Below are 21486 nucleotides of genomic sequence, written 5' to 3'. Positions count from 1 at the left end.
CACCGGGATCGTGACGGCCACCTCGTCGAACGTCGAGGCGGGACCGGCGCCGGTAAGCTGGTCGGATGCCTGACGCCACCGGGACCGCCCGCATCGAGCCCCTGGTGTCCCCACTGGCGGCGCCGCACCGATTCCGGATCCACCTCGACATCGCCGTCGTCGTCGCGGTGCTGGTGCTGACCAACCTGATCGCGCACTTCACCACGCCGTGGGCGAGCATCGCGACCGTGCCCGCCGCGGCCGTCGGCCTGGTGGTCCTGATGCGGTGGCGCGGCCTGGGCTGGGCGGACCTGGGTCTGGGCCGCGAGCACTGGAAGCCCGGCCTGGGTTACGCGGTGGCCGCCGTGGTCGTCGTGGCCGCGGTGATCGCGGCGGGCGTCCTGCTGCCGGCCACCCGGCCGATGTTCATGAACAACCGCTACGCCACCATCTCCGGGGCGCTGATCGCCTCGATGGTCATCATCCCGCTGCAGACCGTGATTCCCGAGGAGCTGGCCTTCCGCGGCGTGCTGCACGGAACGCTCAACCGGGCCTGGGGCTTTCGCGGCGTCGCGCTGGCCGGCTCGCTGTTGTTCGGGCTGTGGCACGTCGCGACGTCGTTCGGGTTGACCAGCAGCAACGTCGGCTTCACCCGGCTGTTCGGCGGCGGGATCGTGGGGATGGCGGCGGGGGTGACCGGCGCGGTGCTGGCCACCGGGGCGGCCGGGTTCGTCTTCAGCTGGCTGCGCCGGCGCAGCGGCAGCCTGATCGCGCCGATCGCGTTGCACTGGTCATTGAACGGCCTTGGCGCGCTGGCGGCCGCACTGGTGTGGCACCTGTCCGCCTGACCGGGTTCACACCAGCAGCACCGCCGCACCGGCGATGCGCCCGGCGCTCAGATCCGCCAGCGCCCGATCGGCCTGTCCCAGCGGATATTCCGGCGTCGTCACCTCGATGTGGTGTTTGCTCGCGAAGTCGAGGAAGGCCCGCGCGTCGGCCCGGGTGTTGGACGTGACCGATCGGACCTGGCGTTCCTGGAACAGGTGGCGCTGGTAGTTCAGGGTCGGGATATCGGACAGGTGGATCCCGGCGATGGCCAGGGTCCCGCCGCGGTCCAGCGCCTCGAGCGCGGGCAGCACCAGATCCCCCACCGGGGCAAACAGGATCGCGGCATCCAGCGGCACCGGCGGTGGATCGGCCGCGCCCTGAGCCGACGCGGCGCCGAGCTGCAACGCCAGTTCCTGCGCTGGGGCTCCGCGGGTCATCACGTGCACCTCGGCGCCTTGCGCCAACGCCACCTGCGCGGTGATGTGCGCGCTGCCGCCGAAGCCGTAGAGGCCCAGGCGGCCGCCGGGTGGAAGCTCGGCGCGCAACAACGAGCGGTAGCCGATGATGCCCGCGCACAGCAGCGGCGCCAGCTCGCTGTCGCTGTAGCCGCTCGGCAGTGGGTGCGCGAATGCCGCCGGGACGGTGGCGAATTCGGCGTAGCCGCCGTCGGCGTCCCAACCGGTGTAGCGGGACTGGGGGCACAGGTTCTCGTCGCCGCGACGACAGTATTTGCAGACGCCGCAGGTGTGGCGCAACCAGGCGATGCCGACCCGATCCCCCACCCGGAATTCGCCGGCGGCCTCGGCGCCCATCTCGATGACTTCACCAACCACCTCATGGCCGGGAGTGACCCGGTCGCGGTGCACCGGCAGGTCGCCCTCGGTGACATGCAGGTCGGTGCGGCAGACGCCGCAGGCGCGCACGGCCACCAGCAGTTCGGACGGTCCGGGGCGCGGTATCTCGGTGGTGACTTGCTCCAGCGGGCCGGTGTTCATCGGCCCGGGTCGACGTACGCGCCAGGCGCGCATTGCCGTGGTGGTCACCGGTGGAGGCATCAATCCATCATGCCGCTAACCACCACGGCCGCAACGGGTTAAGCCCTACGTCCTGTGTCGCACCAAGCCGACGACCCAGAGCAGGAGCACGGCGCCGAGCAGCGCGGTGAAGAAGGTGAAGATGATCCCGCCGCCCGCGGTGTTGACGAAGAAGCTCAGGATGAATCCACCAATCAGGGCGCCGACGATGCCGATGACGATGTCCATCAGGATGCCGGCCCCGCTGCCCCGGATGATCCTGCTGGCGAGCGCTCCGGCGAGACCGCCGATGATGATGTAGCCGATCCAGCCGACGCTGGTCAAAGTGGTGGAGCGGGCAAGAAATTCGGTTGCTGCCATGACAGTCATGAAAGTCTCCTTGCAATCGCTGGCAAAGCCCAGCTATTTGCTGGGCGTCATTCCGGTATACCCAGTTTGGGTCACGAAATGAGTGCCGAATCGGAGACGGTTGACCAGTCGGTTTCCGTCGCGGCCGAACCGGTCGGCGGAGCTGTCAGGCCGACAGGGTCTGCTGCGGTGTCGGCGTGGGGGGCGGGCTCACCTCGGAGGCGGGCGCCCCACCCGGAGCCTGCGCCGGTGCTCCGGGCGCCGCGGGGGCCGCGGGAGCCGGCGCTGGGGCACCAGGGGCGGCCGGCGCCGCCGGGGCGGCCGGTGGCACTGCCCCGGGTGCCGGTGCGGGCGCAGCCGGGGCGCCCGGCGCCGCGGGGGTTCCCGGAGCCGGCGCCGGTGCCGCCGGCGGTGTCCACGCCTGGATCGACTCGGTGAGCGCCTTGGCCGCGCCCCGGTCCACCGGGTCGTTCGAGGTTCCGAGCCACACCACGAACCAGCGTTGGGCGGTCCCGCCGTTGGCCGCGCCGATGACCCCGGTCCAGATCTGGCCGTTTGGCTTGGACGCGTCGCTGAACTTCACTTCGTAATACGACGCGCTGCCGGTGCTGCCGTTGCTCCCGGTGAGCGGCGTGGCGTCCTGGTTGATCCGGGTGCCGGGATAGGGCATGAAGAACTCGCCCATGTCCGAGCCCAGCCGCACGGCGGCCTTGGCATTGTTGGCTTCCGCGCTCGCGTAGAGCTTTTGGTCCAGGCGGCCCATCACGATGCGGGTGTCATTGGCGACGGCCGGTGGCTGGTCGGGCGCCGGCGGCGGGCCGGTGACCTTGCTCAGCAGCGCCGAGCCGTAGTCGAGGTGCGACGCGTCCGACTCCACCCAGCCGCCGGGCAGGACGTAGCTGAATCCCCCGACCGCGTTGGTGATCCGCCCGGCGTTCGGATCGGCCGGCGGTGGCGGCGGGGCGTTCGGGTCGACGGGCGGCGGCGGTGCGCCGTTCGGGTTGAGCGGCGGCGGCGGGGCGGCGTTGGGATCGCCGGGTGCCGGTTGCCCGTTCGGCGCCTGGGCGGCCGGCGGCACCGTGGGCGCCGGGGCGCCGGGTGGAGCCGTGGCCGTGGTTGGCGGGACCGGGGTCGGCACCTCGGGATCGGCGTTCGAGGTTGCCGGCAACGCGATGGCGACGGCGCTGGCGCCGGTCACCGTGGTGATTGCCAGGGTCGTCCACAATCCTTTGCGACGGGTCGAGGTCGGATCCACCTGCTCCATGGCGACGAACCTACCGTGTTACCGCTGTGACGCAAGGATGCATTGCGACGAATGCTGCGCGGATTTACCGATGTTGCCAATGTGCAACCTTCGTCGGGCGGCGCGGCCCCGCGCGGCGCCGTCACCGGGCGGCGGGATGCAGCGCCACTTCGTGCGCCTTGACGGAGAACCACACCCGGTCGCCGGGCGCCAACTGCAGCTCCGAAGCGGCGTCGACGGTGATCTCCGCGGCCAGGCCCGGGGCGCCGTCGGGTTGCTGAGTACCGCGCACCAAGACCGCGGGGCCGCGGACATCCAGCTCCGCGACGGTGACCTCGACGGTGTTGCGGGGGCTGCCGTGCGGCCGATCGCGGTAGACGGCCACCGCCGTCGGCGAAAACACCGCGATCGCATGCTGCTCGGGCGAAAAGGCTTCGCCGCCCTGTGCAGGGGCCGCATACCAGCGGACACCGGAGTCCGCGTGCAGCGAGCCGTCCCGGCCGACGGTTCCGTTCACCAGGTTGATGCCCGCGATCCGGGCCGCGAAATGACTGCGTGGTGCGGTGAGAACGTCTGGCACCGGCCCGATTTCGGCGATTGTGCCCGACTCCAGCACCAGGACGCGATCGGCCAGGGTGAACACGTCCAGCAGGTCGTGGGTGACCAGGACCGCCGCACAGCCGGTGCGGGTGATCACCCTGCGCAGCACGGCCCGGATCGCGGCCGCCGCGGCGACGTCGAGCCCGGCCAGCGGTTCGTCGAGCAGCAACACGTCTGGTTCGGCGGCCAGCGCCCGGGCGATCGCGACCCGCTGCGCTTGCCCGCCGGACAGCTGGCGCGGCTTCCGGTCGGCCAGGCCCTCCGCGTCCACCTCGCGCAGCCACCCCAGCGCCGTGTCGGATCTTGCGGTGCGACCCGCCCGCCACCGCGCCCGACGGCTGTGCGGTCCGAAACCGACGTTGGCGGCAACACTCATGTGCGGGAACAGCAGCGCATCCTGCAGCAGCAGCCCGACCCGGCGGTCGTGTGTCGGCACGCTGACGCCGGCCGCGGTGTCGGTCAGGACCCGGTCCCCCAGCCGCACCACCGCGTGGTCGGGCCGAAGTAGCCCCGCGATGACGTGTAGCACCGTCGATTTGCCGGCGCCGTTGGGGCCGAGCACGGCGAGCACCTCGCCCGCGGATACCTCGAACTCCACGTCCACCCCGCGGTCCGCGACGATCGCGCGCAGCTGCAATTCGCTCACGGTTGCCCCGTGTCGGCCCCGGCCAGCCGGCGGGTGCCCAGGCCCAGCACCACCAGGGCCGCCACCACCACCAGCAGGATCGACAGCGCCACAGCGGCATTGGCGTCGGTCACCCGCTGCAGGTAGATCTCCAGCGGCAGCGTGCGGGTCACCCCCTGGCGGGATCCCGCGAAGGTCAGTGTCGCCCCGAATTCGCCCAGCGAGCGGGCGAAGGCCAGCACCGCCCCCGACACCACGCCCGGCAACAGCAGCGGCAGGGTGACCCGCCACCACACGACGCTCGGGCGCGCCCCCAGCGTCGCGGCCACCAGCTCGTAGTCGGCGCCGGCGGTGCGCGCGGCGCCCTCGAGGGAGATGACCAGGAACGGCAGCGAGACGAAGGTCTGGGCCAGCACCACGGCGGTGGTGCTGAACGCGATCCCGACACCGGCGGCCTCCAGGTACCGGCCGAGCAGCCCCAGCCGGCCGAACGCGTAGAGCAGCGCGATGCCACCGACCACGGGCGGCAGCACCAGGGGCAGCAGGATCAGCGGCCGCAGCAACCGGACCACCCGCGCCGTGCTGCGCGCCAGCACCAGCGCCATCGGCACCCCGAAGACCACGCACAGCGCCGTGCTGGCGGCGGCGGTCTTCAGGCTCAGCAACAGCGCCGTTTTCGACGACGAGCTGGTGATCAGCGACCAGAAGTGCGGCCAGTCGACCTTGACCGCGATGGCCAGCAACGGCAGCACCACGAAGACGGCCCCCGCCGCCGCGGGGAGGTACACCCAGCGGGGCAGGTCCGTCGGCCGGTGCACGGGCGGCTCAGGGTTTCGCGAAGCCGGCCTGGACCAGGATCTGCTGCCCGGTCGGCGAGGTCACCAAGTCGACGAACTTGTGCGCCTGCGCGGCGAGCGGCGCGTTCTTCAGCACGCCGATGGGATAGACGTTCGCCGCGGCGGCGGCCTCCGGGAAGGCCACGCTCGCCACCTTGGCGCCGGCGTTCTTGGCGTCGGTGACATAGACCAGCGCGGCGTCGGCCTGGCCGCTGGTGACCTTGGTGAGGGCGTCGGTCACGCTGGGTTCCTCGCTGACCGGGTTGAGGCGCACGCCCGTGCGGTCTTCGACGCGGCGGGCCGCCGCCCCGCACGGCACCGGCTGCTGGCAGGTCACCACGTTGAGGCCGGGTCTGGCCAGATCGGCGAAGGAGCCGATTCGCTTGGGGTTGCCCGGAGCGGTGACGATGACCAGGGTGTTCGACGCGAAGTTCGTCGGGTCGCCGGCCAGCAAGCCGGCCTTGCTGACCGCATCCATCTGGGCGGTGTCGGCCGAGGCGAACACGTCGGCCGTTGCGCCCTGCGTCAGCTGGGTCGCCAGATCGGAGGAGCCGGCGAACTCGAAGTCGACGCCCGCGCCCGGATTCTGGGCCGTGAACTGCTGGCCGATCTGGGTGAACGCCGGCTTGAGCGACGCCGCGGCGAACACCACCACCTTGCCCGAGGCCTGCGCGGGCTGCGCGGGCTGCGAACCGCACCCGATCGGCCCCGCTGCCAGCACCGTCGAAACCACAGCGGCCAGGATCCCGATCCGACGCATGGATGCACCCTAGCCCGCCGATAATGCGGTGCGCTCGGCGGTTGAATCGCCGCAAGAAAGTGCGCGGGAAAGTGACGCCCGAATAGTTACGCAACTGATCCGCGCGTCGCGCCGGCGAAAGTTTCGCCGGCTAGCTACTGTCCAGTAACATATCCGGGGATCGACGCCATAACGCGCGTGCACACGAGGAGGTCATGGCGGTGGAGGTGCTGGTTACCGGCGGAGACACGGAGCTGGGACGCACGGTGGCCGAGGGCTTCCGCGACGACGGCCACAAGGTGACCCTGGTGGGTGCGCGCAAGAGCGACCTGGAGATCGCCGCCAAGGAGCTGGAGGTCGAGTCGATCGTCTGCGACACCACCGACCCGGCCAGCCTGGAAGAGGCCCGTCCGCTGTTCCCGCATCACCTGGACACCATCGTCCACGTGCCGGCGCCCACCTGGGAGGCCGGCGACCCACGCACCTATTCGATCGCCGACACCGCCAACGCCTGGCGCAAGGCCCTTGACGCGGCGGTGCTTTCCGCGGTGCTGACCGTCCAGGCCATCGGTGATCACCTGCGCTCGGGCGGCTCGATCATCAGTGTGGTGCCCGAGAACCCACCGGCCGGCAGCGCCGACGCCGCCATCAAGGCCGCGCTGTCGAACTGGGCCGCGGGCCAGGCGGGCATCTTCGGCACCCGCGGCATCACCGTCAACGTGGTGGCGAGCGGACGCAGCGCCGAGGCCGGCTACGACGGGTTGTCGCGCACGCCGGCGCCGGTGTCCGCGGAGGCCGCCCGGTTGGCGCTGTTCCTGACCACCTCGGCGGCCCGCCACATCACCGGCCAGACGTTGCACGTGAGCCACGGCGCGCTGGCCCGTTTCGCCTGACGCGTAACACGCCGCGCGCCCTTCTTTCGGGCAGGGCCGATCGCTACGGTGATTCTCGTGGCTATTCGACTCGGTCTGCAGATTCCCAACTTTTCCTACGGCACCGGGGTTGAACAACTCTTCCCCACCGTCGTCGCCCAGGCCCGCGAAGCCGAATCAGCCGGATTCGACTCGGTTTTCGTGATGGACCACTTCTACCAACTGCCGATGTTGGGTTCACCCGACCAGCCGATGCTGGAGGCCTATACCGTACTGGGGGCGCTGGCCACCGCCACCGAGCGGGTGCAGCTGGGCACGCTGGTGACCGGCAATACGTATCGAAACCCGAGCCTGCTCGCGAAGATCATCACCACGCTGGACGTCGTCAGCCAGGGACGGGCGATCCTGGGCATCGGCACCGGATGGTTCCAGCTCGAGCACGACCAGTTGGGCTTCGAATTCGGCACCTTCACCGACAGGTTCAACCGGCTCGACGAGGCCCTGCAGATCATCTTGCCGATGATCTCCGGCGAGCGGGCCACCGTCTCGGGCCAGTGGTACCAGACCAGCGAGGCGTTCGCCAATCCCCGCTTCCGGGAACACATTCCGCTGATGATCGGCGGCAGCGGGGAGAAGAAGACGATCCCGCTCGCCGCCCGGCACTTCGACCACCTCAACGTGATCGCGGGCTTCGACGAACTGCCGCGCAAGGTGGACGCCGTGCGCCGGTCCTGCGAAGAGGTGGGCCGCGACCCCGCCACCCTGGAGACCAGCGCGCTGATCACGGCCCTGATCGACGACAACGCGAGCCTCGACCAGATCCCCGCCGAGATGACGCAGCGCATGGTGGCCGGCACGCCGGACGCGGTCGCCGATCAGCTCAAGTCCAAGGTGATCGACGCGGGCATCGACGGCGTCATCATCAACCTGCCCGCCTACACGCCCGGCGTCATCGAGGCGGCCGGCGCGGCACTGCGTCCGCTGGTGGGCCGGTAGGTCTTTCGCCAGCTCAGCGCCCCGGTCGGCGGAGCATGACGAGTATCACGTTGGGCGACCAGCAGTGATACAGACGATGTGTTTGATTACACATGTTGCCAACTAGGTTTGGGGGTATCCGCCTGACTAGCGTGGTCTTTGACTGCAGTCGCGCGTCCAGGAGCCCCCGTCAGGAGCAGCGGAAACATGAGCCCCCAGCCAGGAACCACAGATGGACCGGAGCGTCGTCACCAGGTCGTCATCATCGGCTCCGGCTTCGGCGGACTGAACGCGGCCAAGAAGCTCAAGCACGCCAACGTCGACATCAAGCTGATCGCCCGCACCACGCACCACCTTTTCCAGCCGCTGCTGTACCAGGTGGCGACGGGCATTGTGTCCGAAGGCGATATCGCACCCCCCACCCGGGTCGTCCTGCGCAGACAGCGCAACGTCCAGGTGCTGCTCGGTGACGTCACCCACATCGACCTGGAGGGCAAGTTCGTGGTGTCCGACCTGCTCGGGCACACCTACGACACCCCCTACGACAGCTTGATCATCGCCGCCGGCGCGGGCCAGTCCTATTTCGGCAACGACCATTTCGCGGAGTTCGCGCCGGGCATGAAGTCGATCGACGACGCGCTCGAGGTGCGCGGCCGGATCCTGAGCGCGTTCGAGCAGGCCGAGCGCTCTCGCGATCCGGAGCGGCGGGCCAAGCTGCTGACGTTCACCGTCATCGGGGCCGGCCCCACCGGCGTCGAAATGGCCGGGCAGATAGCGGAATTGGCGAAGGACACGTTGCGGGGCTCCTTCCGGCACATCGACTCGACCAAGGCCCGGGTGATCCTGCTCGACGCCGCTCCCGCCGTGCTGCCGCCCTTCGGCGACAAGCTGGGTCAGCGGGCGGCGGCCCGGCTGGAAAAGATGGGCGTGGAGATCCAGCTGGGTGCGATGGTGACCGACGTCGACCGCAACGGCATCACGGTCAAGGACTCCGACGGCACCGTCCGGCGCATCGAGTCGGCGTGCAAGGTCTGGTCCGCCGGCGTGTCCGCCAGCCCGCTGGGTCGCGACCTCGCCGACCAGTCGTCGGTCGAACTCGACCGCGCAGGCCGCGTCAAGGTCCTGCCCGACCTGTCGGTCCCCGGCCACCCGAACGTGTTCGTCATCGGCGACCTGGCCGCCGTCGAAGGCGTGCCCGGCGTGGCGCAGGGCGCCATCCAGGGCGCCAAGTACGTCGCCAGCACCATTAAGGCCGAGCTCGGCGGCGCCAACCCGGCCGACCGGGAGCCCTTTCAGTACTTCGACAAGGGCTCCATGGCCACGGTGTCGCGGTTCTCCGCGGTCGCCAAGATCGGCCCGGTCGAGTTCAGCGGGCTGTTCGCCTGGTTCGCCTGGCTGGTGCTGCACCTGGTGTACCTGGTCGGGTTCAAGACCAAGATCAGCACCCTGCTGTCCTGGACGGTGACGTTCCTGAGCACCCGTCGCGGCCAGCTCACCATCACCGAGCAGCAGGCGTTCGCCCGGACGCGGCTGGAACAGTTGGCGGTGGTCGCCGCCGAGGCCAACCGGCCGGCGGCCAGACGCGCCAGCTAGCTTGCCCGACAGCGCAATTCAATGACGGCGTGACGGGCGCCGCTCAGCGGAGCTCGAGGTTCTGCAGCCGCACCTGACCGCGGGCGACGACGCGGTCGTCGTCGTCGGTGATGGTGACCAACCACAACTGCTGGCTGCGGCCGCGGTGGATCGGCTCGACGGTGCCGTACACCATGCCCGAGCCGATCGAGCGCAAGAAGTCGGTGTTGTTGTTGACGCCCACCACGTTTCCGCCGCCGCGGGTGGCCAGCCAGGTGTAGGCGGCCACGCTCGCCATGCTTTCGATCATCGAGCAGTAAACGCCGCCGTGCACCAAACCCATCGGCTGCAACAGCTTGGGCGTGACCTCGAGTTGGGCCCGCGCACCGTCGGGGCTGAGTTCGGTGAACTGCAGCCCGATCTCGCGGTCGAAGGGTGCGGAGAAGTCCGGCGGGATAATGGCATTCTGCGGCTCTGGCACGTCCATGTGTCTACACCATGGCCCGCAAGCGTTTTCGCCGTGGGACTTTGGCCCCGAAAACGGCTGAGCCCCGTACCTGTTGGCACGGGGCTCGCCGATCGAGTAGACCGGGGGTCGCTGCAGCCCTCAGGACACTCACACGGTCTGTTATCGCTCGACTCGATCAGCATAGGCAAGGCTGCCCTAACTTCGCAAGGGGTATTGTTCTTCTTGTTCGCCCCGGGGGCGCGCGCGTCGGCCGACACAGTGGTTTGTCAGCCTTCCGTACGACCGTCGGTAGTAAGCCGGAGTACGCTGGTTTCGACGCTCAGGAGATGAACGAACTATGGCCAAACTGACTCGGCTGGGGGATCTGGAACGGGCCGTCATGGACCACCTGTGGTCCACGCCCGAGCCTCAGACCGTTCGCCAGGTCCATGAGGCGTTGTCGGCGCAGCGCGATCTCGCCTACACCACGATCATGACCGTGCTGCAACGGCTGGCCAAGAAGAACCTGGTCTCGCAGATCCGGGACGACCGGGCGCACCGGTATGCGCCTGTTCATGGTCGCGACGAGCTGGTCGCCGGACTCATGGTGGACGCGCTGGCCCAAGCCGAGGATCCCGGGGGCCGGCAGGCCGCGCTGGTGCACTTCGTCGAACGGGTCGGCGCCGACGAGGCGGAGGCGCTGCGGCGCGCGCTCGCCGAACTGGAAGCCAATCAACGCAATAACTCACCATCTGCTGGCGCTGCACCGGAGGCCTGAGGGACACTGACAGTGTGTCCGCGCTGGCTTTCACCATTCTCGCGGTGCTACTGACCGGTCCGGTGCCGGCGATGTTGGCACGCGCGCGCTGGCCGCTGCGCGCTCCCCGCGCCGCCATGGTGCTCTGGCAGGCGGTCGCACTGGCCGCGGTGCTGTCGGCGTTCAGCGCCGGCATCGCGATCGCCACCCGGCTGTTGATGCCCGGCCGCGACGGGCGACCCACGACCAGCATCGTCGGCGCCGCCGAGCGCCTCGGCTGGCCGCTGTGGATCGCGTACGTCAGCGTGTTCGCCCTGACCGTGCTGGTCGGCGCCCGGCTGATGGTCGCTGTGGTCCGGGTGGCCATCGCCAACCGGAAGCGACGGGCCCACCACCGCATGGTGGTCGACCTGGTCGGGGTCGGCCACGGTGCCGCGCTGTCGCAGCCCTGCGCCCGCACCCGCGATCTTCGTGTGTTGGACGTCCCACAACCGCTGGCCTACTGCCTGCCCGGCGTGCGCAGCCGCGTGGTGGTCAGCGAGGGGACGCTGAGCACCCTCGCCGACGCCGAAGTGGAGGCGATCCTCACCCACGAGCGCGCCCACCTTCGGGCGCGGCACGACCTGGTGCTGGAGGCCTTCACCGCCGTGCACGCGGCCTTCCCGCGGCTGGTCCGCAGCGCCAACGCGCTCGGCGCCGTCCAGCTGCTGGTCGAGCTGCTCGCCGACGACGCGGCGGTGCGCGCCGCGGGTCGCGCTCCCCTGGCCCGGGCGCTGGTCGCCTGCGCGTCCGGCCGGGCCCCGTCGGGTGCGTTGGCGGCCAGCGGTCCCAGCACGGTGCTGCGAGTGCGCCGCCTGGGCGGACGCGGCAACAGTCCGCTGCTGTCGGCGGCCGCATACCTGGCCGCGGCCGCGGTATTCGTCGTGCCCACGGTCGCGCTGGCCGTCCCGTGGCTCACCGAGCTGCAACGCCTGTTCAACCTCTGACACCGCCGAGAACCGATCACCCCGGGCGCCTGACTGTTCGCTGTGCCACAGTGTCACCGAAAGCTTTTGGTGAAAGTTCTCCAACTTGAGAGGCGACAACATGAGTTCGTCGGATGCCCACTCCGGATCCAAGACCGGCACCGCGCAGATCGGCGTCACGGGCCTGGCCGTGATGGGTTCGAACATCGCCCGCAACTTCGCCCGGCACGGCTACACGGTGGCCCTGCACAACCGGTCGATCGCCAAGACGGACGCGCTGCTCAAAGAGCACGGCGACGAGGGCACGTTCGTGCGATCGGAGACCATCGCCGAATTCCTGGACGCGCTGGAAAAGCCGCGCCGGGTGCTGATCATGGTCAAGGCCGGTGAGCCCACCGACGCCGTCATCAACGAGCTCGCGGACGCCATGGAAGAAGGCGACATCATCATCGACGGCGGCAACGCCCTCTACACCGACACCATCCGCCGGGAGAAGGCCATCCGGGAGCGCGGGCTGCACTTCGTCGGCGCCGGCATCTCCGGCGGCGAAGAGGGCGCGCTCAACGGCCCGTCGATCATGCCCGGCGGCCCGGCCGAGTCGTACGAGTCGCTGGGCCCGCTGCTCGAGGAGATCTCCGCACACGTCGACGGCGTGCCGTGCTGCACCCACATCGGCCCCGACGGCGCCGGGCACTTCGTCAAGATGGTGCACAACGGCATCGAGTACTCCGACATGCAGCTGATCGGCGAGGCCTACCAGCTGTTGCGCGACGGGCTCGGCAAGACCGCCCCCGAGATCGCCGACGTGTTCGCCGAGTGGAACAAGGGCGACCTGGACAGTTTTCTCATCGAGATCACCGCCGAGGTGCTGCGCCAGACCGACGCCAAGACCGGCAAGCCGCTGGTCGACCTCATCCTCGACGAGGCCGAACAGAAGGGCACCGGGCGCTGGACCGTGAAGTCCGCCCTGGATCTCGGCGTACCGGTGACCGGCATCGCCGAGGCGGTGTTCGCCCGCGCGCTGTCGGGCTCGGTGGCGCAGCGCAAGGCGACTACCGGGCTGGCGTCCGGCCAGCTGGGCGAGAAGCCAAGCGACGCAGCGCAATTCATCGACGACGTGAGCAAGGCGCTGTACGCGTCGAAGATCATCGCCTACGCCCAGGGCTTCAACCAGATCCAGGCCGGCAGCGCCGAGTACGACTGGGACATCACCCCCGGCGACATGGCGACCATCTGGCGCGGCGGCTGCATCATCCGGGCGAAGTTCCTCAACCGGATCAAAGAGGCGTTCGACGAGAACCCCGACCTGCCGACGCTCATCGTCGCGCCGTACTTCCGCAGCGCCATCGAGGAATCGATCGACAGCTGGCGCCGCGTCGTGGTGAAGGCCACCGAACTCGGCATCCCGATCCCCGGGTTCTCGTCGGCGTTGTCCTACTACGACGCGCTGCGCACCGAGCGGCTGCCGGCCGCACTCACCCAGGGCCTGCGCGACTTCTTCGGCGCGCACACCTACGGCCGCGTCGACGACGACCCGGCCAAGCGTTTCCACACGCTGTGGAGCGGGGATCGCACCGAAGTGCCCGCGTAGCGGGGACAGCACTGGCGTGAAGGGGGCGTGAGTTTGGTGGGGCGACTGCGATGAGGTTTCTCGACGGGCACCGACCCGCATACGACCTGACCTACAACGACGTGTTCGTGATGCCGAACCGTTCGGAGGTCGCGTCCCGCTTCGACGTCGACCTGTCCACCGAGGACGGTTCGGGCACCACGATCCCCGTCGTCGTCGCCAACATGACCGCGGTGGCGGGGCGGCGGATGGCCGAGACGGTGGCGCGCCGCGGGGGCCTCGTCATCTTGCCGCAGGACCTCCCCATCACCGCGGTGCAGCAGACGGTGGAGTTCGTCAAGAGCCGCGACCTGGTGCTCGACACCCCGGTAGTGCTCGGGCCCGACGATTCGGTGTCCGACGCCACGGCGCTGATCCACAAGCGCGCGCACGGGGTCGCGGTGGTGACCTTCGAGGGCCGTCCACTAGGCCTGGTCAGCGAGTCATCGTGCCTGGGCGTGGACCGCTTCACCCGGGTGCGCGACGTCGCCTTGACCGATTTCGTCAGCGCCCCGGTGGGGACCGAGCCGCGCAAGGTCTTCGACCTGCTCGAGCAGTCACCCCTCGGTGTCGCGGTGGTGACGAACGCCGACGGCACGCTGGCCGGCGTGCTGACCCGCACCGGCGCCATCCGCGCGGGGCTGTACACCCCGGCGGTCGACGCGCGCGGGCGGCTGCGGGTGGGCGCGGCCGTCGGCATCAACGGCGACGTCGGAGCCAAGGCGCGATCGCTGGTCGAGGCCGGGATCGACGTGCTGGTGATCGACACGGCGCACGGGCACCAGGTCAAGACCATCGAGGCGATCCGGACGGTCGCGGCGCTGCAGCTGGGGGTGCCGCTGGTGGCCGGCAACGTCGTCTCGGCCGACGGCACCCGTGACCTGCTGGACGCCGGGGCGACCATCGTCAAGGTCGGCGTCGGGCCGGGGGCGATGTGCACCACCCGGATGATGACCGGTGTCGGCCGCCCCCAGTTCTCCGCTGTTGTCGAATGCGCGTCGGCGGCACGGGAACTGGGTGGGCACGTGTGGGCCGACGGCGGCGTCCGGCATCCGCGGGACGTGGCGCTGGCGCTGGCCGCCGGAGCCTCCAACGTGATGATCGGGTCGTGGTTCGCCGGCACCTACGAGTCGCCCGGCGACCTGATGCGCGATCGCGACGACCAGCCGTATAAGGAGAGCTACGGCATGGCCTCCAAGCGTGCGGTGGTTGCGCGCAGCGGGGCGGACACGGCGTTCGACCGGGCCCGCAAGGCGCTGTTCGAGGAGGGGATTTCGACGTCCCGGATGGGGCTGGATCCGGCCCGCGGCGGGGTCGAGGACCTGCTCGATCACATCACCTCCGGCGTGCGCAGCACCTGCACCTATGTCGGCGCCGCGAACTTGGCGCAGCTGTACGAACGGGTGGTGATCGGGGTGCAGTCGACCGCGGGCTTCGCCGAGGGGCATCCGCTGCCGCAGGGATGGTGACACGGCGATAGTAAGGCTAGCCTTGCCTAACTATGGCTGCTAATCTACTGCGCCATGACCTCCTCTTCCCCCGCCTCCTCGGCCTCCCCCGCCCACGTCAGCCCGGAGCTGCTCAGCATCCTGCGCGACGAGCTCAACGTCGACGCGGCCCGCGTGACGCCCGACGCCCGGCTGGTCGACGACGTCGGACTGGATTCGGTGGCCTTCGCCGTGGGCATGGTGGCGATCGAGGAGCGGCTGGGCGTCTCGCTGTCTGAAGAGGAACTGCTGAGCTGCGACACGGTCGCGGACCTGCAGGCCGCGATCGCCGCCAAACCCCGCGATGAGTGAACTGGCCGCGGCGCTGACGGACGCGATGCGCACGGGCACCAGCGAACTGGTTGTCTTCGACCGCGAGACGTCGACGTGGGGCCACCATCCCTGGCCGGAAGTGCACGGGCTGGCCGAGAGCATCGCCGCATGGCTGCTCGATCGGGGGCGCCCGGCCGCGGTGGGGCTGGTCGGCGAGCCGACCCTCGAATTCGTCGCCGCCATCCAGGGCGCCTGGCTCGCGGGCGCCGCCGTGTCGATCCTGCCCGGTCCGGTGCGCGGCGCCGAAGGCCGGCAATGGGCGGCCTCGACGCTGGCCCGGTTCAGCGGCATCGGCGTGCGCACCGTCTTGAGCCACGGCTCGCAGCTGGACGGCTTGCAGGCGCTGGATCCGCCCGGCGACATCGTCATCGAAAGCCTTGCCGCAGCGGCAGATACGGGTCGCTCATGCGCCGCGGTTGGCGCCGACGGGAATCCGGCAATCTTGCAGGGCACGGCGGGTTCCACCGGCTCGCCCAAGACGGCCATGCTGTCGGCGGGCGCGGTGCTGGCCAACCTGCGCGGCCTCAATCAGCGCCTCTGCGTGACGCCGGCCGACGTCGGCTGCTCGTGGCTTCCGCTGTATCACGACATGGGCCTGTCCTTCCTGCTCGCCTCGGTGCTGGGCGGGATGTCGCTATGGCTGGCGCCGACGGCGGCTTTCACCGCCTCGCCGTTTCGCTGGCTGAGTTGGCTCTCGGAGAGCCGGACGACGATCACCGCCGCGCCCAACTTCGCCTACAACCTGCTGGGCAGGTATGCCCGCCGGGTGTCCGACGTCGACCTGGGCGCGGTGCGGGTGGCCATCAACGGTGGCGAACCGGTCGACTGCGAGGGATTCCAACGGTTCGCCGACGCGATGGCCCCGTTCGGATTCGACGCCGGCGCCGCGACCCCGTCCTACGGGCTGGCCGAATCGACCTGCGCCGTCACCGTACCGGCGCCGGGCACCGGGCTGCGCGTCGCCAGCGTCGCCGGCGAGACCGGTACGCGTCGCCACGCGGTGTTGGGCCAGCCGATTCCGGGTACCGAGATCCGCATCGCGCCGCACGACGACGCCGACGGCGACATCGGTGAGATCGAGATCCGGGGCGCCTCGCTGATGGACGGGTACCGCGACCACCCGCCGCTGGACCGCGAAAACTGGCTTCCCACCGGGGATCTCGGCTTCTTCGACGAAGCCGGGCTGGTGGTGTGCGGCCGGGCCAAGGAGCTCATCACCCTCGCGGGTCGCAACATCTTCCCGACCGAGATCGAGACGGTCGCCGCCGGCGTCCGCGGGGTCCGCGAGGGCGCCGTGGTGGCGTTGGGCACCGGTGAACGGTCCGCGCGCCCGGGCCTGATCGTCGCGGCCGAATTCCGCGGGGCGGATCAGGCGGGTGCCCGCGCCGAAATCATTCAGCGCGTCGCATCCAGGTGCGGCGTCGTTCCCTCCGACGTGATCTTCATGGCACCGGGGTCGCTGCCCCGCACGTCGTCGGGCAAACTGCGCCGGCTGGAAGCCCGGCGCGCTCTAGAGGCGGTGGACTAAGTGACGACAACATCCATGCCGACCGAGGCATCCGCCACCACCATCGACGACTACCGGCGCCTGCTCGCCGGCGCGTTCGACGACCGGGTGCTGGCCTGGACAGCCGAAGCCGAAGCACAGCAACGCTTTCCGCGTGAGCTGATCGAGCACCTGGGCGCCTGCGGCGTGTTCAGCCACAAGTGGGGCACCGGACCGCTGCCCGACGTGGCCCGGTTGGTGGAACTGGCGCTGGCGCTGGGCGGGCTGTCGTCGGCCGGCATCGGGGTCGGCGTCAGCCTGCACGACTCGGCCATCTGTGTGCTGCGCCGATTCGGCAAGTCGGACTACCTCAAGGAGACCTGCGAGCGGGCGATCCGCGGCCAGGCCGTGCTGTGCATCGGGGCCTCCGAGGAGTCGGGCGGGTCGGACCTGCAGATCGTTCGCACCGAAATATCCTCTCGGGACGGCGGTTTCGACGTTCGCGGCATCAAGAAGTTCGTGTCGCTGTCCCCCATCGCCGACCACATCATGGTGGTGGCCCGCAGCGTCGACCACGACTCGGCCAGCAAACACGGCAACGTCGCGCTGATCGCGGTGCCCACCGCGCAGGTCAGCGTGCAGCGGCCCTACAACAAGCTCGGCGCCGGGCCGCTGGACACCGCCGCCGTGCACATCGACACCTGGGTGCCCGCCGATGCCCTGGTCGCGCGGGCCGGCACCGGGCTGGCCGCCATCAGCTGGGGGCTGGCGCACGAACGAATGTCGATCGCCGGGCAGATCGCCGCATCGTGTCAACGGGCGATCGGAATCACCTTGGCCCGCATGATGACTCGGCGCCAGTTCGGCCACACGCTGTTCGAGCATCAGGCGTTGCGGCTGCGGATGGCGGATCTGCAGGCGCGCGTCGATCTGCTGCGACACGGACTGAACGGCATCGCGGCGCAGGGCCGTTTGGAGCTGCGTGCCGCCGCGGGCGTCAAGGTGACCGCGGCCCGCCTCGGTGAGGAAGTGATGTCGGAGTGCATGCACATCTTCGGCGGCTCGGGGTATCTCGTCGACGAGACGCCGCTGGGGGCGTGGTGGCGCGACATGAAGCTGGCCCGGGTCGGTGGCGGCACCGACGAGGTGCTGTGGGAGTTGGTGGCCGCCGCGATGGCGCCCGATTACCGCGGCTACGAGTCGGTGATCGGGGCTTCCAGCGCGTAGAGCGCCATGCGCCGGTTGGTCGTGTCGTGCTCGCCGAGGAACTTGCATCCCGCGTACTCGCACAGCCGGCGCGCGGTGGTGTTGCGGTGATCGGGGTCGAACATGACCCGCCGGCAGCGGGGCTCGAGCGCGAAGACGCTCGCCACGATCCGGGGCAACAGCATCGGGCCCAGGCCGCGGTTCACCAGTTTCAGGTCCGCGATCGCGGCGTGCAGCCCCAGGTCGTACGGCTCGGCGTCGTAGTGACGGGAGATCAGATCCTTTGCGCCCCAATACAGTTCGAGGTAGGCGCAATCCCTGCCCCGGATGCTGCCGAGCAATGGCAGGGAATATGTCCCGTCCAGCTGGGCGCTCAGGTGCTGGCGCCACCGGGGCGCCGGCCAGTCGTATTCCCAGGCCTGCGCCAGATGCGGGCGATTCATCCACTCGGTCACCATGTCCACGTCCTCGAGCTGCGCCACGCGCATGGCGAAGGGTGGATCCAGCGTGGGAACCGGTGGGCGGGGGATGCGAGCCACCTCGTCGGGGATGTCGAAGCGTTCGCGCGGCAGGACGTGAATGGACGGCGTCTGAGCGTCGGGCATAGTGCGCAGAGCCTACCGGGTAAGGTTAGCCATACCATAGTTGGGCCGGGCCGATGAGCCGAGGCGGTCGGCATGCCCCGCGCCGGGCGGCGCCGTGCGGCGGCGGGCCGGGCTAGCATAAGACAGCAAAGACGGAAGCAACCGCGACCGCCCCGCCATCTGGCAGCGAAAGGATCGACGTGCCGCAGGCACCCGTGCAGGCCATCGGCTTGCGGGCGCACGGGCCGTCCGACGAACCGCGCGATGCGGAGCCTCCCCCGCCGCCTTTTCTCCTGATCGGCGTTCTCCCGCCGGGGCGGCGTAGGTCATGAACGTCACCGTCACCGTGATCAGCGTTGTGGCGATCGCGGTGCTCATTTTCGGCAACGCCGTCTTCGTCGCCGCGGAGTTCTCGCTGACCACCCTCGACCGCAGCGCGGTGGAGGCCAACGCCCGCGGCGGTGGTCGGCGGGACCGCTGGATCCGCCGCGCCCACCACCGGCTGTCGTTCCAACTGTCCGGCGCCCAGTTGGGCATCTCGGTCACCACCCTGGCGGCCGGTTACCTCACCGATCCGATGGTGGACGACCTGCCGCACCCGTGGCTGGATGCCATCGGCATACCCGACCAGGTCGGCGACGCGCTCATGGCCTTTGTGGTGCTGGTGATCGTGACCTCGGTGTCGATGGTGTTCGGCGAGCTCGTCCCCAAGTACCTCGCGGTGGCCCGGCCGCTGTCCACGGCCCGCGCGGTCGTCAGCGCCCAGTTGGTGTTCTCGCTGCTGCTGACCCCGGCGATCCGCCTGACCAACGGCGCCGCCAACTGGATCGTGCGCCGGCTGGGCGTCGAACCCGCCGAGGAGTTGCGGTCGGCTCGCTCCCCGCAGGAGCTGCTGTCGCTGGTGCGTTCGTCGGCGCGCAGCGGCGCGCTGGACGCCGCCACGGCCGCCTTGGTGCGCCGCTCGCTGCAATTCGGCACGCTCAGCGCCGAGGAACTGATGACGCCCCGCTCCAAGATCGTGGCGCTGCAGACCGACGACACGGTCGCCGACCTGGTGACCGCGGCCGCCGAGTCCGGCTTCTCCCGCTTCCCCATCGTCGACGGTGACCTCGACGAGACGGTCGGCATCGTGCACGTGAAGCAGGTGTTCGCCATCCCGCGCACCGAACGGGCCCGCACCCGGCTGGTCACGGTGGCCCAACCCGTTCCGAAGGTGCCGTCCACCCTGGACGGCGACGCGGTGATGGCCGAGATCCGGGCCAACAGCCTGCAGACCGCGCTGGTCGTCGACGAGTACGGCGGCACCGCCGGCATGGTGACCGTCGAGGACCTGATCGAAGAGATCGTCGGCGACGTCCGCGACGAGCACGACGACGCCACCCCGGACGTGGTGCCCGCCGGCAGTGGCTGGCGGGTCTCGGGCCTGCTGCGCATCGACGAGGTGGCCACCGCCATCGGTTTCCGCGCGCCGGAGGGCCCCTACGAGACCATCGGCGGCTTGGTGCTGCGCGAGATCGGTCACATCCCGGTGGCCGGTGACACGGTCAAGCTGCCCGCGCTGGACGCCGACGGCCTGCTGGACGCGGTGACCCGCTGGCAGGCGACGGTCATCCGGATGGACGGCCGCCGGATCGACCTGCTGGAGCTGATCGAACTGAGCAATCACGGCGAGGTCCCCGCCACCGGGGGGCGCCGATGAGCGACACCATGGGCCTGCTGCTGGCCTGCCTGCTGATCGGGGTGAACGCGTTCTTCGTCGGCGCGGAGTTCTCGCTGATCTCCGCGCGCCGCGACCGCCTCGAGGCGCTGGCCGAGCAGGGCAAAGCGGCCGCGGTCACGGTGATCCGCGCCGGGGAGCAACTGCCGTCGATGCTGGCCGGTGCCCAGTTGGGCGTCACGGCCGCGTCGCTGCTGCTCGGGCGGATCGGGGAGTCGGCGGTGTCCAATCTGCTGCGAACGACGCTGGGGCTGACCGGAATTCACCCGGCGCTGCTGCACACGCTGTCGTTCGCGATCGCGCTGGCGATCGTGGTGACCCTGCACGTGTTGCTGGGCGAAATGGTGCCGAAGAACATCGCACTGGCCGGCCCGGAGCGCACCGCGATGCTGCTCGTGCCGCCGTACCTCGCCTACGTGCGGGCCGCCCGGCCCTTCATCGTGTTCTACAACAAATGCGCCAACGTGGTGGTGCGCGCGTTCGGCGTCGAACCCAAGGACGAGCTGGAGATCACAGTCTCACCCGTCGAGCTCAGCGAGATGATCGCGGAGTCCGAGTCCGAGGGCTTGCTGGACCGCGAGGAACGCACCCGGCTGACCCGGGCGCTGCAAATTCGCCACCGCGTGGTCGGTGACGTGGCCGTCCCCCTCGCCGCGGTGCACGCGGTTCCGGTGGCCGCGGCGGGCTCGGGGCCGACGGTCGGGGCGGTCGAGCAGGCCCTGGCCCAGACCGGCTACTCCCGGTTTCCGGTGGCCAGCGTCAGCGGCGTGTTCGTCGGATATCTGCACATCAAGGATGTGCTGACGCTCGACGACGATCCGCGGACGGTGATCGATCTGGCGATGGTGCGGCCGCTGCCGCGGCTGTCCCGGTCACTGCCGCTGGCAGACGCGCTGTCCCGGATGCGCCGCAGCAACAGCCATCTGGCGTTGGTGACCGGCGAGACCGGCGCCGTGGTCGCCATGGTGGCGATGGAAGACCTGGTTGAAGACCTCGTCGGGACCATGCGCGAGGCGTAGCGGCACTGGCCGGCCGGAACGACCGCGCGCAGCCCGTATGATCTTCACGGCTACCAGTTAAGAAAGTGCTGGAGGGCGGGCGACCGCGGGCGCGCGGAACATGCGTTGCTGGACACGGATCCCGGCGCCCGCCGCAGCGTCGTTCTTGGGGCGCTCAGCGCGGTCTGACCTGCGCCTGCCGGGTCGGGCGAATAACGCCCGCCACGCTGCGCTCGGTAGGCTTA

At 70.0% G+C, this 21486-nt stretch carries 21 protein-coding genes; 13 read left to right on the top strand and 8 right to left on the bottom strand.

Features of this window, described 5'->3' with window-relative positions:
• Nucleotides 1–65: 65 nt before the first annotated feature.
• A complete protein-coding gene (locus A5624_RS25345) occupies nt 66–827 on the top strand; it encodes a CPBP family intramembrane glutamic endopeptidase (RefSeq protein WP_066872812.1) in 762 nt (253 codons plus the stop codon).
• A gap of 6 nt (nt 828–833) precedes the next feature.
• Here A5624_RS25345 and A5624_RS25340 read toward each other — a convergent pair whose 3' ends face one another.
• The 6 genes from A5624_RS25340 to modA form a co-directional block, all read right to left on the bottom strand.
• A complete protein-coding gene (locus A5624_RS25340; protein WP_066872810.1) occupies nt 834–1862 on the bottom strand; it encodes a zinc-binding alcohol dehydrogenase family protein in 1029 nt (342 codons plus the stop codon).
• A 45-nt stretch (nt 1863–1907) separates the two neighbouring features.
• A complete protein-coding gene (locus tag A5624_RS25335) occupies nt 1908–2210 on the bottom strand; it encodes a GlsB/YeaQ/YmgE family stress response membrane protein (protein WP_066872807.1) in 303 nt (100 codons plus the stop codon).
• Between the two features lie 145 nt (nt 2211–2355).
• Nucleotides 2356–3453, bottom strand: a complete 1098-nt coding sequence (locus A5624_RS25330) for an alanine and proline-rich secreted protein Apa (RefSeq protein ID WP_066872804.1) — start codon at nt 3451–3453, stop codon at nt 2356–2358.
• Nucleotides 3454–3574: 121 nt separating this feature from the next.
• Nucleotides 3575–4678, bottom strand: a complete 1104-nt coding sequence (locus A5624_RS25325) for a sulfate/molybdate ABC transporter ATP-binding protein (protein ID WP_066872802.1) — start codon at nt 4676–4678, stop codon at nt 3575–3577.
• Nucleotides 4675–5475: an ABC transporter permease gene (locus A5624_RS25320; RefSeq protein ID WP_066872799.1), complete on the bottom strand. Its 801-nt coding sequence runs from the start codon at nt 5473–5475 to the stop codon at nt 4675–4677. Before A5624_RS25320 ends, A5624_RS25325 begins: the two co-directional genes overlap by 4 nt.
• Nucleotides 5476–5482: 7 nt before the next feature.
• On the bottom strand, nt 5483–6253 hold the full coding sequence (gene modA, locus A5624_RS25315; RefSeq protein WP_066872796.1) for a molybdate ABC transporter substrate-binding protein: 771 nt from the start codon (nt 6251–6253) through the stop codon (nt 5483–5485).
• A gap of 194 nt (nt 6254–6447) precedes the next feature.
• Between modA and A5624_RS25310 the strand changes: the two genes are divergently transcribed.
• The 3 genes from A5624_RS25310 to A5624_RS25300 all read left to right on the top strand — a co-directional run bounded on the left by A5624_RS25310 (nt 6448) and on the right by A5624_RS25300 (nt 9672).
• Nucleotides 6448–7125: an SDR family oxidoreductase gene (locus A5624_RS25310; protein WP_066872793.1), complete on the top strand. Its 678-nt coding sequence runs from the start codon at nt 6448–6450 to the stop codon at nt 7123–7125.
• Between the two features lie 57 nt (nt 7126–7182).
• A complete protein-coding gene (locus A5624_RS25305) occupies nt 7183–8100 on the top strand; it encodes an LLM class F420-dependent oxidoreductase (protein ID WP_066872833.1) in 918 nt (305 codons plus the stop codon).
• A 186-nt stretch (nt 8101–8286) separates the two neighbouring features.
• Nucleotides 8287–9672 carry an NAD(P)/FAD-dependent oxidoreductase gene (locus A5624_RS25300; RefSeq protein WP_066872790.1) on the top strand — a complete coding sequence of 462 codons (1386 nt, stop codon included), beginning with the start codon at nt 8287–8289 and terminating at the stop codon, nt 9670–9672.
• A gap of 43 nt (nt 9673–9715) precedes the next feature.
• Here the strand turns inward: A5624_RS25300 and A5624_RS25295 are convergent, their stop codons facing one another.
• The gene (locus A5624_RS25295; protein ID WP_369827523.1) at nt 9716–10138 is read right to left on the bottom strand and encodes a PaaI family thioesterase; all 423 of its coding nucleotides are present in this window, start codon (nt 10136–10138) and stop codon (nt 9716–9718) included.
• Nucleotides 10139–10457: 319 nt separating this feature from the next.
• On the opposite strand from A5624_RS25295, the gene A5624_RS25290 reads away from it, so the two are divergent.
• From A5624_RS25290 to mbtN, 7 genes are all read left to right on the top strand, one after another.
• Nucleotides 10458–10877, top strand: a complete 420-nt coding sequence (locus A5624_RS25290; RefSeq protein WP_066872787.1) for a BlaI/MecI/CopY family transcriptional regulator — start codon at nt 10458–10460, stop codon at nt 10875–10877.
• A 14-nt stretch (nt 10878–10891) separates the two neighbouring features.
• Nucleotides 10892–11842 (top strand): M56 family metallopeptidase, encoded by a 951-nt coding sequence (locus A5624_RS25285; RefSeq protein ID WP_066872785.1) that lies wholly within the window; start codon nt 10892–10894, stop codon nt 11840–11842.
• A 100-nt stretch (nt 11843–11942) separates the two neighbouring features.
• Nucleotides 11943–13412, top strand: coding sequence for an NADP-dependent phosphogluconate dehydrogenase (gene gndA / locus A5624_RS25280; protein WP_066872782.1), 1470 nt, complete (start codon nt 11943–11945; stop codon nt 13410–13412).
• Nucleotides 13413–13462: 50 nt separating this feature from the next.
• Nucleotides 13463–14899 (top strand): GuaB1 family IMP dehydrogenase-related protein, encoded by a 1437-nt coding sequence (locus A5624_RS25275; RefSeq protein WP_066872779.1) that lies wholly within the window; start codon nt 13463–13465, stop codon nt 14897–14899.
• A gap of 54 nt (nt 14900–14953) precedes the next feature.
• Nucleotides 14954–15229 (top strand): acyl carrier protein, encoded by a 276-nt coding sequence (locus A5624_RS25270; protein WP_066872776.1) that lies wholly within the window; start codon nt 14954–14956, stop codon nt 15227–15229.
• Nucleotides 15222–16778, top strand: a complete 1557-nt coding sequence (gene mbtM / locus A5624_RS25265) for a long-chain-fatty acid--ACP ligase MbtM (protein WP_066872773.1) — start codon at nt 15222–15224, stop codon at nt 16776–16778. The genes A5624_RS25270 and mbtM overlap by 8 nt, the downstream gene beginning before the upstream one ends.
• A 15-nt stretch (nt 16779–16793) precedes the next feature.
• Complete coding sequence (mbtN, locus tag A5624_RS25260; RefSeq protein WP_066872770.1) at nt 16794–17963, top strand: mycobactin biosynthesis acyl-ACP dehydrogenase MbtN; 1170 nt, start codon at nt 16794–16796, stop codon at nt 17961–17963.
• Here the strand turns inward: mbtN and A5624_RS25255 are convergent.
• Entirely contained in the window at nt 17930–18547 is a 618-nt protein-coding gene (locus A5624_RS25255; RefSeq protein WP_066872767.1) for a GNAT family N-acetyltransferase, read from the bottom strand. The two genes, mbtN and A5624_RS25255, sit on opposite strands and share 34 nt — an antisense overlap.
• A 307-nt stretch (nt 18548–18854) precedes the next feature.
• Here A5624_RS25255 and A5624_RS25250 point away from each other — a divergent pair, with 307 nt between their 5' ends.
• On the top strand, nt 18855–20225 hold the full coding sequence (locus tag A5624_RS25250; protein ID WP_066872765.1) for a hemolysin family protein: 1371 nt from the start codon (nt 18855–18857) through the stop codon (nt 20223–20225).
• Nucleotides 20222–21262: a hemolysin family protein gene (locus A5624_RS25245; protein WP_066872762.1), complete on the top strand. Its 1041-nt coding sequence runs from the start codon at nt 20222–20224 to the stop codon at nt 21260–21262. Before A5624_RS25250 ends, A5624_RS25245 begins: the two co-directional genes overlap by 4 nt.
• Nucleotides 21263–21486: the final 224 nt, after the last annotated feature.

This window comes from Mycobacterium sp. 1482292.6, from assembly GCF_001672995.1.
Classification (GTDB): Bacteria; Actinomycetota; Actinomycetes; order Mycobacteriales; family Mycobacteriaceae; genus Mycobacterium; species Mycobacterium europaeum_A.
This window is presented reverse-complemented; position numbering and strand designations above follow the sequence as displayed.

Bases quoted from the DNA above. Each gene is read 5' to 3' on its own strand.
- A5624_RS25345 (WP_066872812.1), top strand. From the start codon at position 66: ATGCCTGACGCCACCGGGACCGCCCGCATCGAGCCCCTGGTGTCCCCA.
- A5624_RS25340 (WP_066872810.1), bottom strand. From the start codon at position 1,862: ATGCCTCCACCGGTGACCACCACGGCAATGCGCGCCTGGCGCGTACGT.
- A5624_RS25335 (WP_066872807.1), bottom strand. From the start codon at position 2,210: ATGACTGTCATGGCAGCAACCGAATTTCTTGCCCGCTCCACCACTTTG.
- A5624_RS25330 (WP_066872804.1), bottom strand. From the start codon at position 3,453: ATGGAGCAGGTGGATCCGACCTCGACCCGTCGCAAAGGATTGTGGACG.
- modA (WP_066872796.1), bottom strand. From the start codon at position 6,253: ATGCGTCGGATCGGGATCCTGGCCGCTGTGGTTTCGACGGTGCTGGCA.
- A5624_RS25310 (WP_066872793.1), top strand. From the start codon at position 6,448: ATGGCGGTGGAGGTGCTGGTTACCGGCGGAGACACGGAGCTGGGACGC.
- A5624_RS25300 (WP_066872790.1), top strand. From the start codon at position 8,287: ATGAGCCCCCAGCCAGGAACCACAGATGGACCGGAGCGTCGTCACCAG.
- A5624_RS25295 (WP_369827523.1), bottom strand. From the start codon at position 10,138: ATGGACGTGCCAGAGCCGCAGAATGCCATTATCCCGCCGGACTTCTCC.
- A5624_RS25290 (WP_066872787.1), top strand. From the start codon at position 10,458: ATGGCCAAACTGACTCGGCTGGGGGATCTGGAACGGGCCGTCATGGAC.
- gndA (WP_066872782.1), top strand. From the start codon at position 11,943: ATGAGTTCGTCGGATGCCCACTCCGGATCCAAGACCGGCACCGCGCAG.
- A5624_RS25275 (WP_066872779.1), top strand. From the start codon at position 13,463: ATGAGGTTTCTCGACGGGCACCGACCCGCATACGACCTGACCTACAAC.
- A5624_RS25270 (WP_066872776.1), top strand. From the start codon at position 14,954: ATGACCTCCTCTTCCCCCGCCTCCTCGGCCTCCCCCGCCCACGTCAGC.
- mbtM (WP_066872773.1), top strand. From the start codon at position 15,222: ATGAGTGAACTGGCCGCGGCGCTGACGGACGCGATGCGCACGGGCACC.
- mbtN (WP_066872770.1), top strand. From the start codon at position 16,794: ATGCCGACCGAGGCATCCGCCACCACCATCGACGACTACCGGCGCCTG.
- A5624_RS25255 (WP_066872767.1), bottom strand. From the start codon at position 18,547: ATGCCCGACGCTCAGACGCCGTCCATTCACGTCCTGCCGCGCGAACGC.
- A5624_RS25250 (WP_066872765.1), top strand. From the start codon at position 18,855: ATGAACGTCACCGTCACCGTGATCAGCGTTGTGGCGATCGCGGTGCTC.
- A5624_RS25245 (WP_066872762.1), top strand. From the start codon at position 20,222: ATGAGCGACACCATGGGCCTGCTGCTGGCCTGCCTGCTGATCGGGGTG.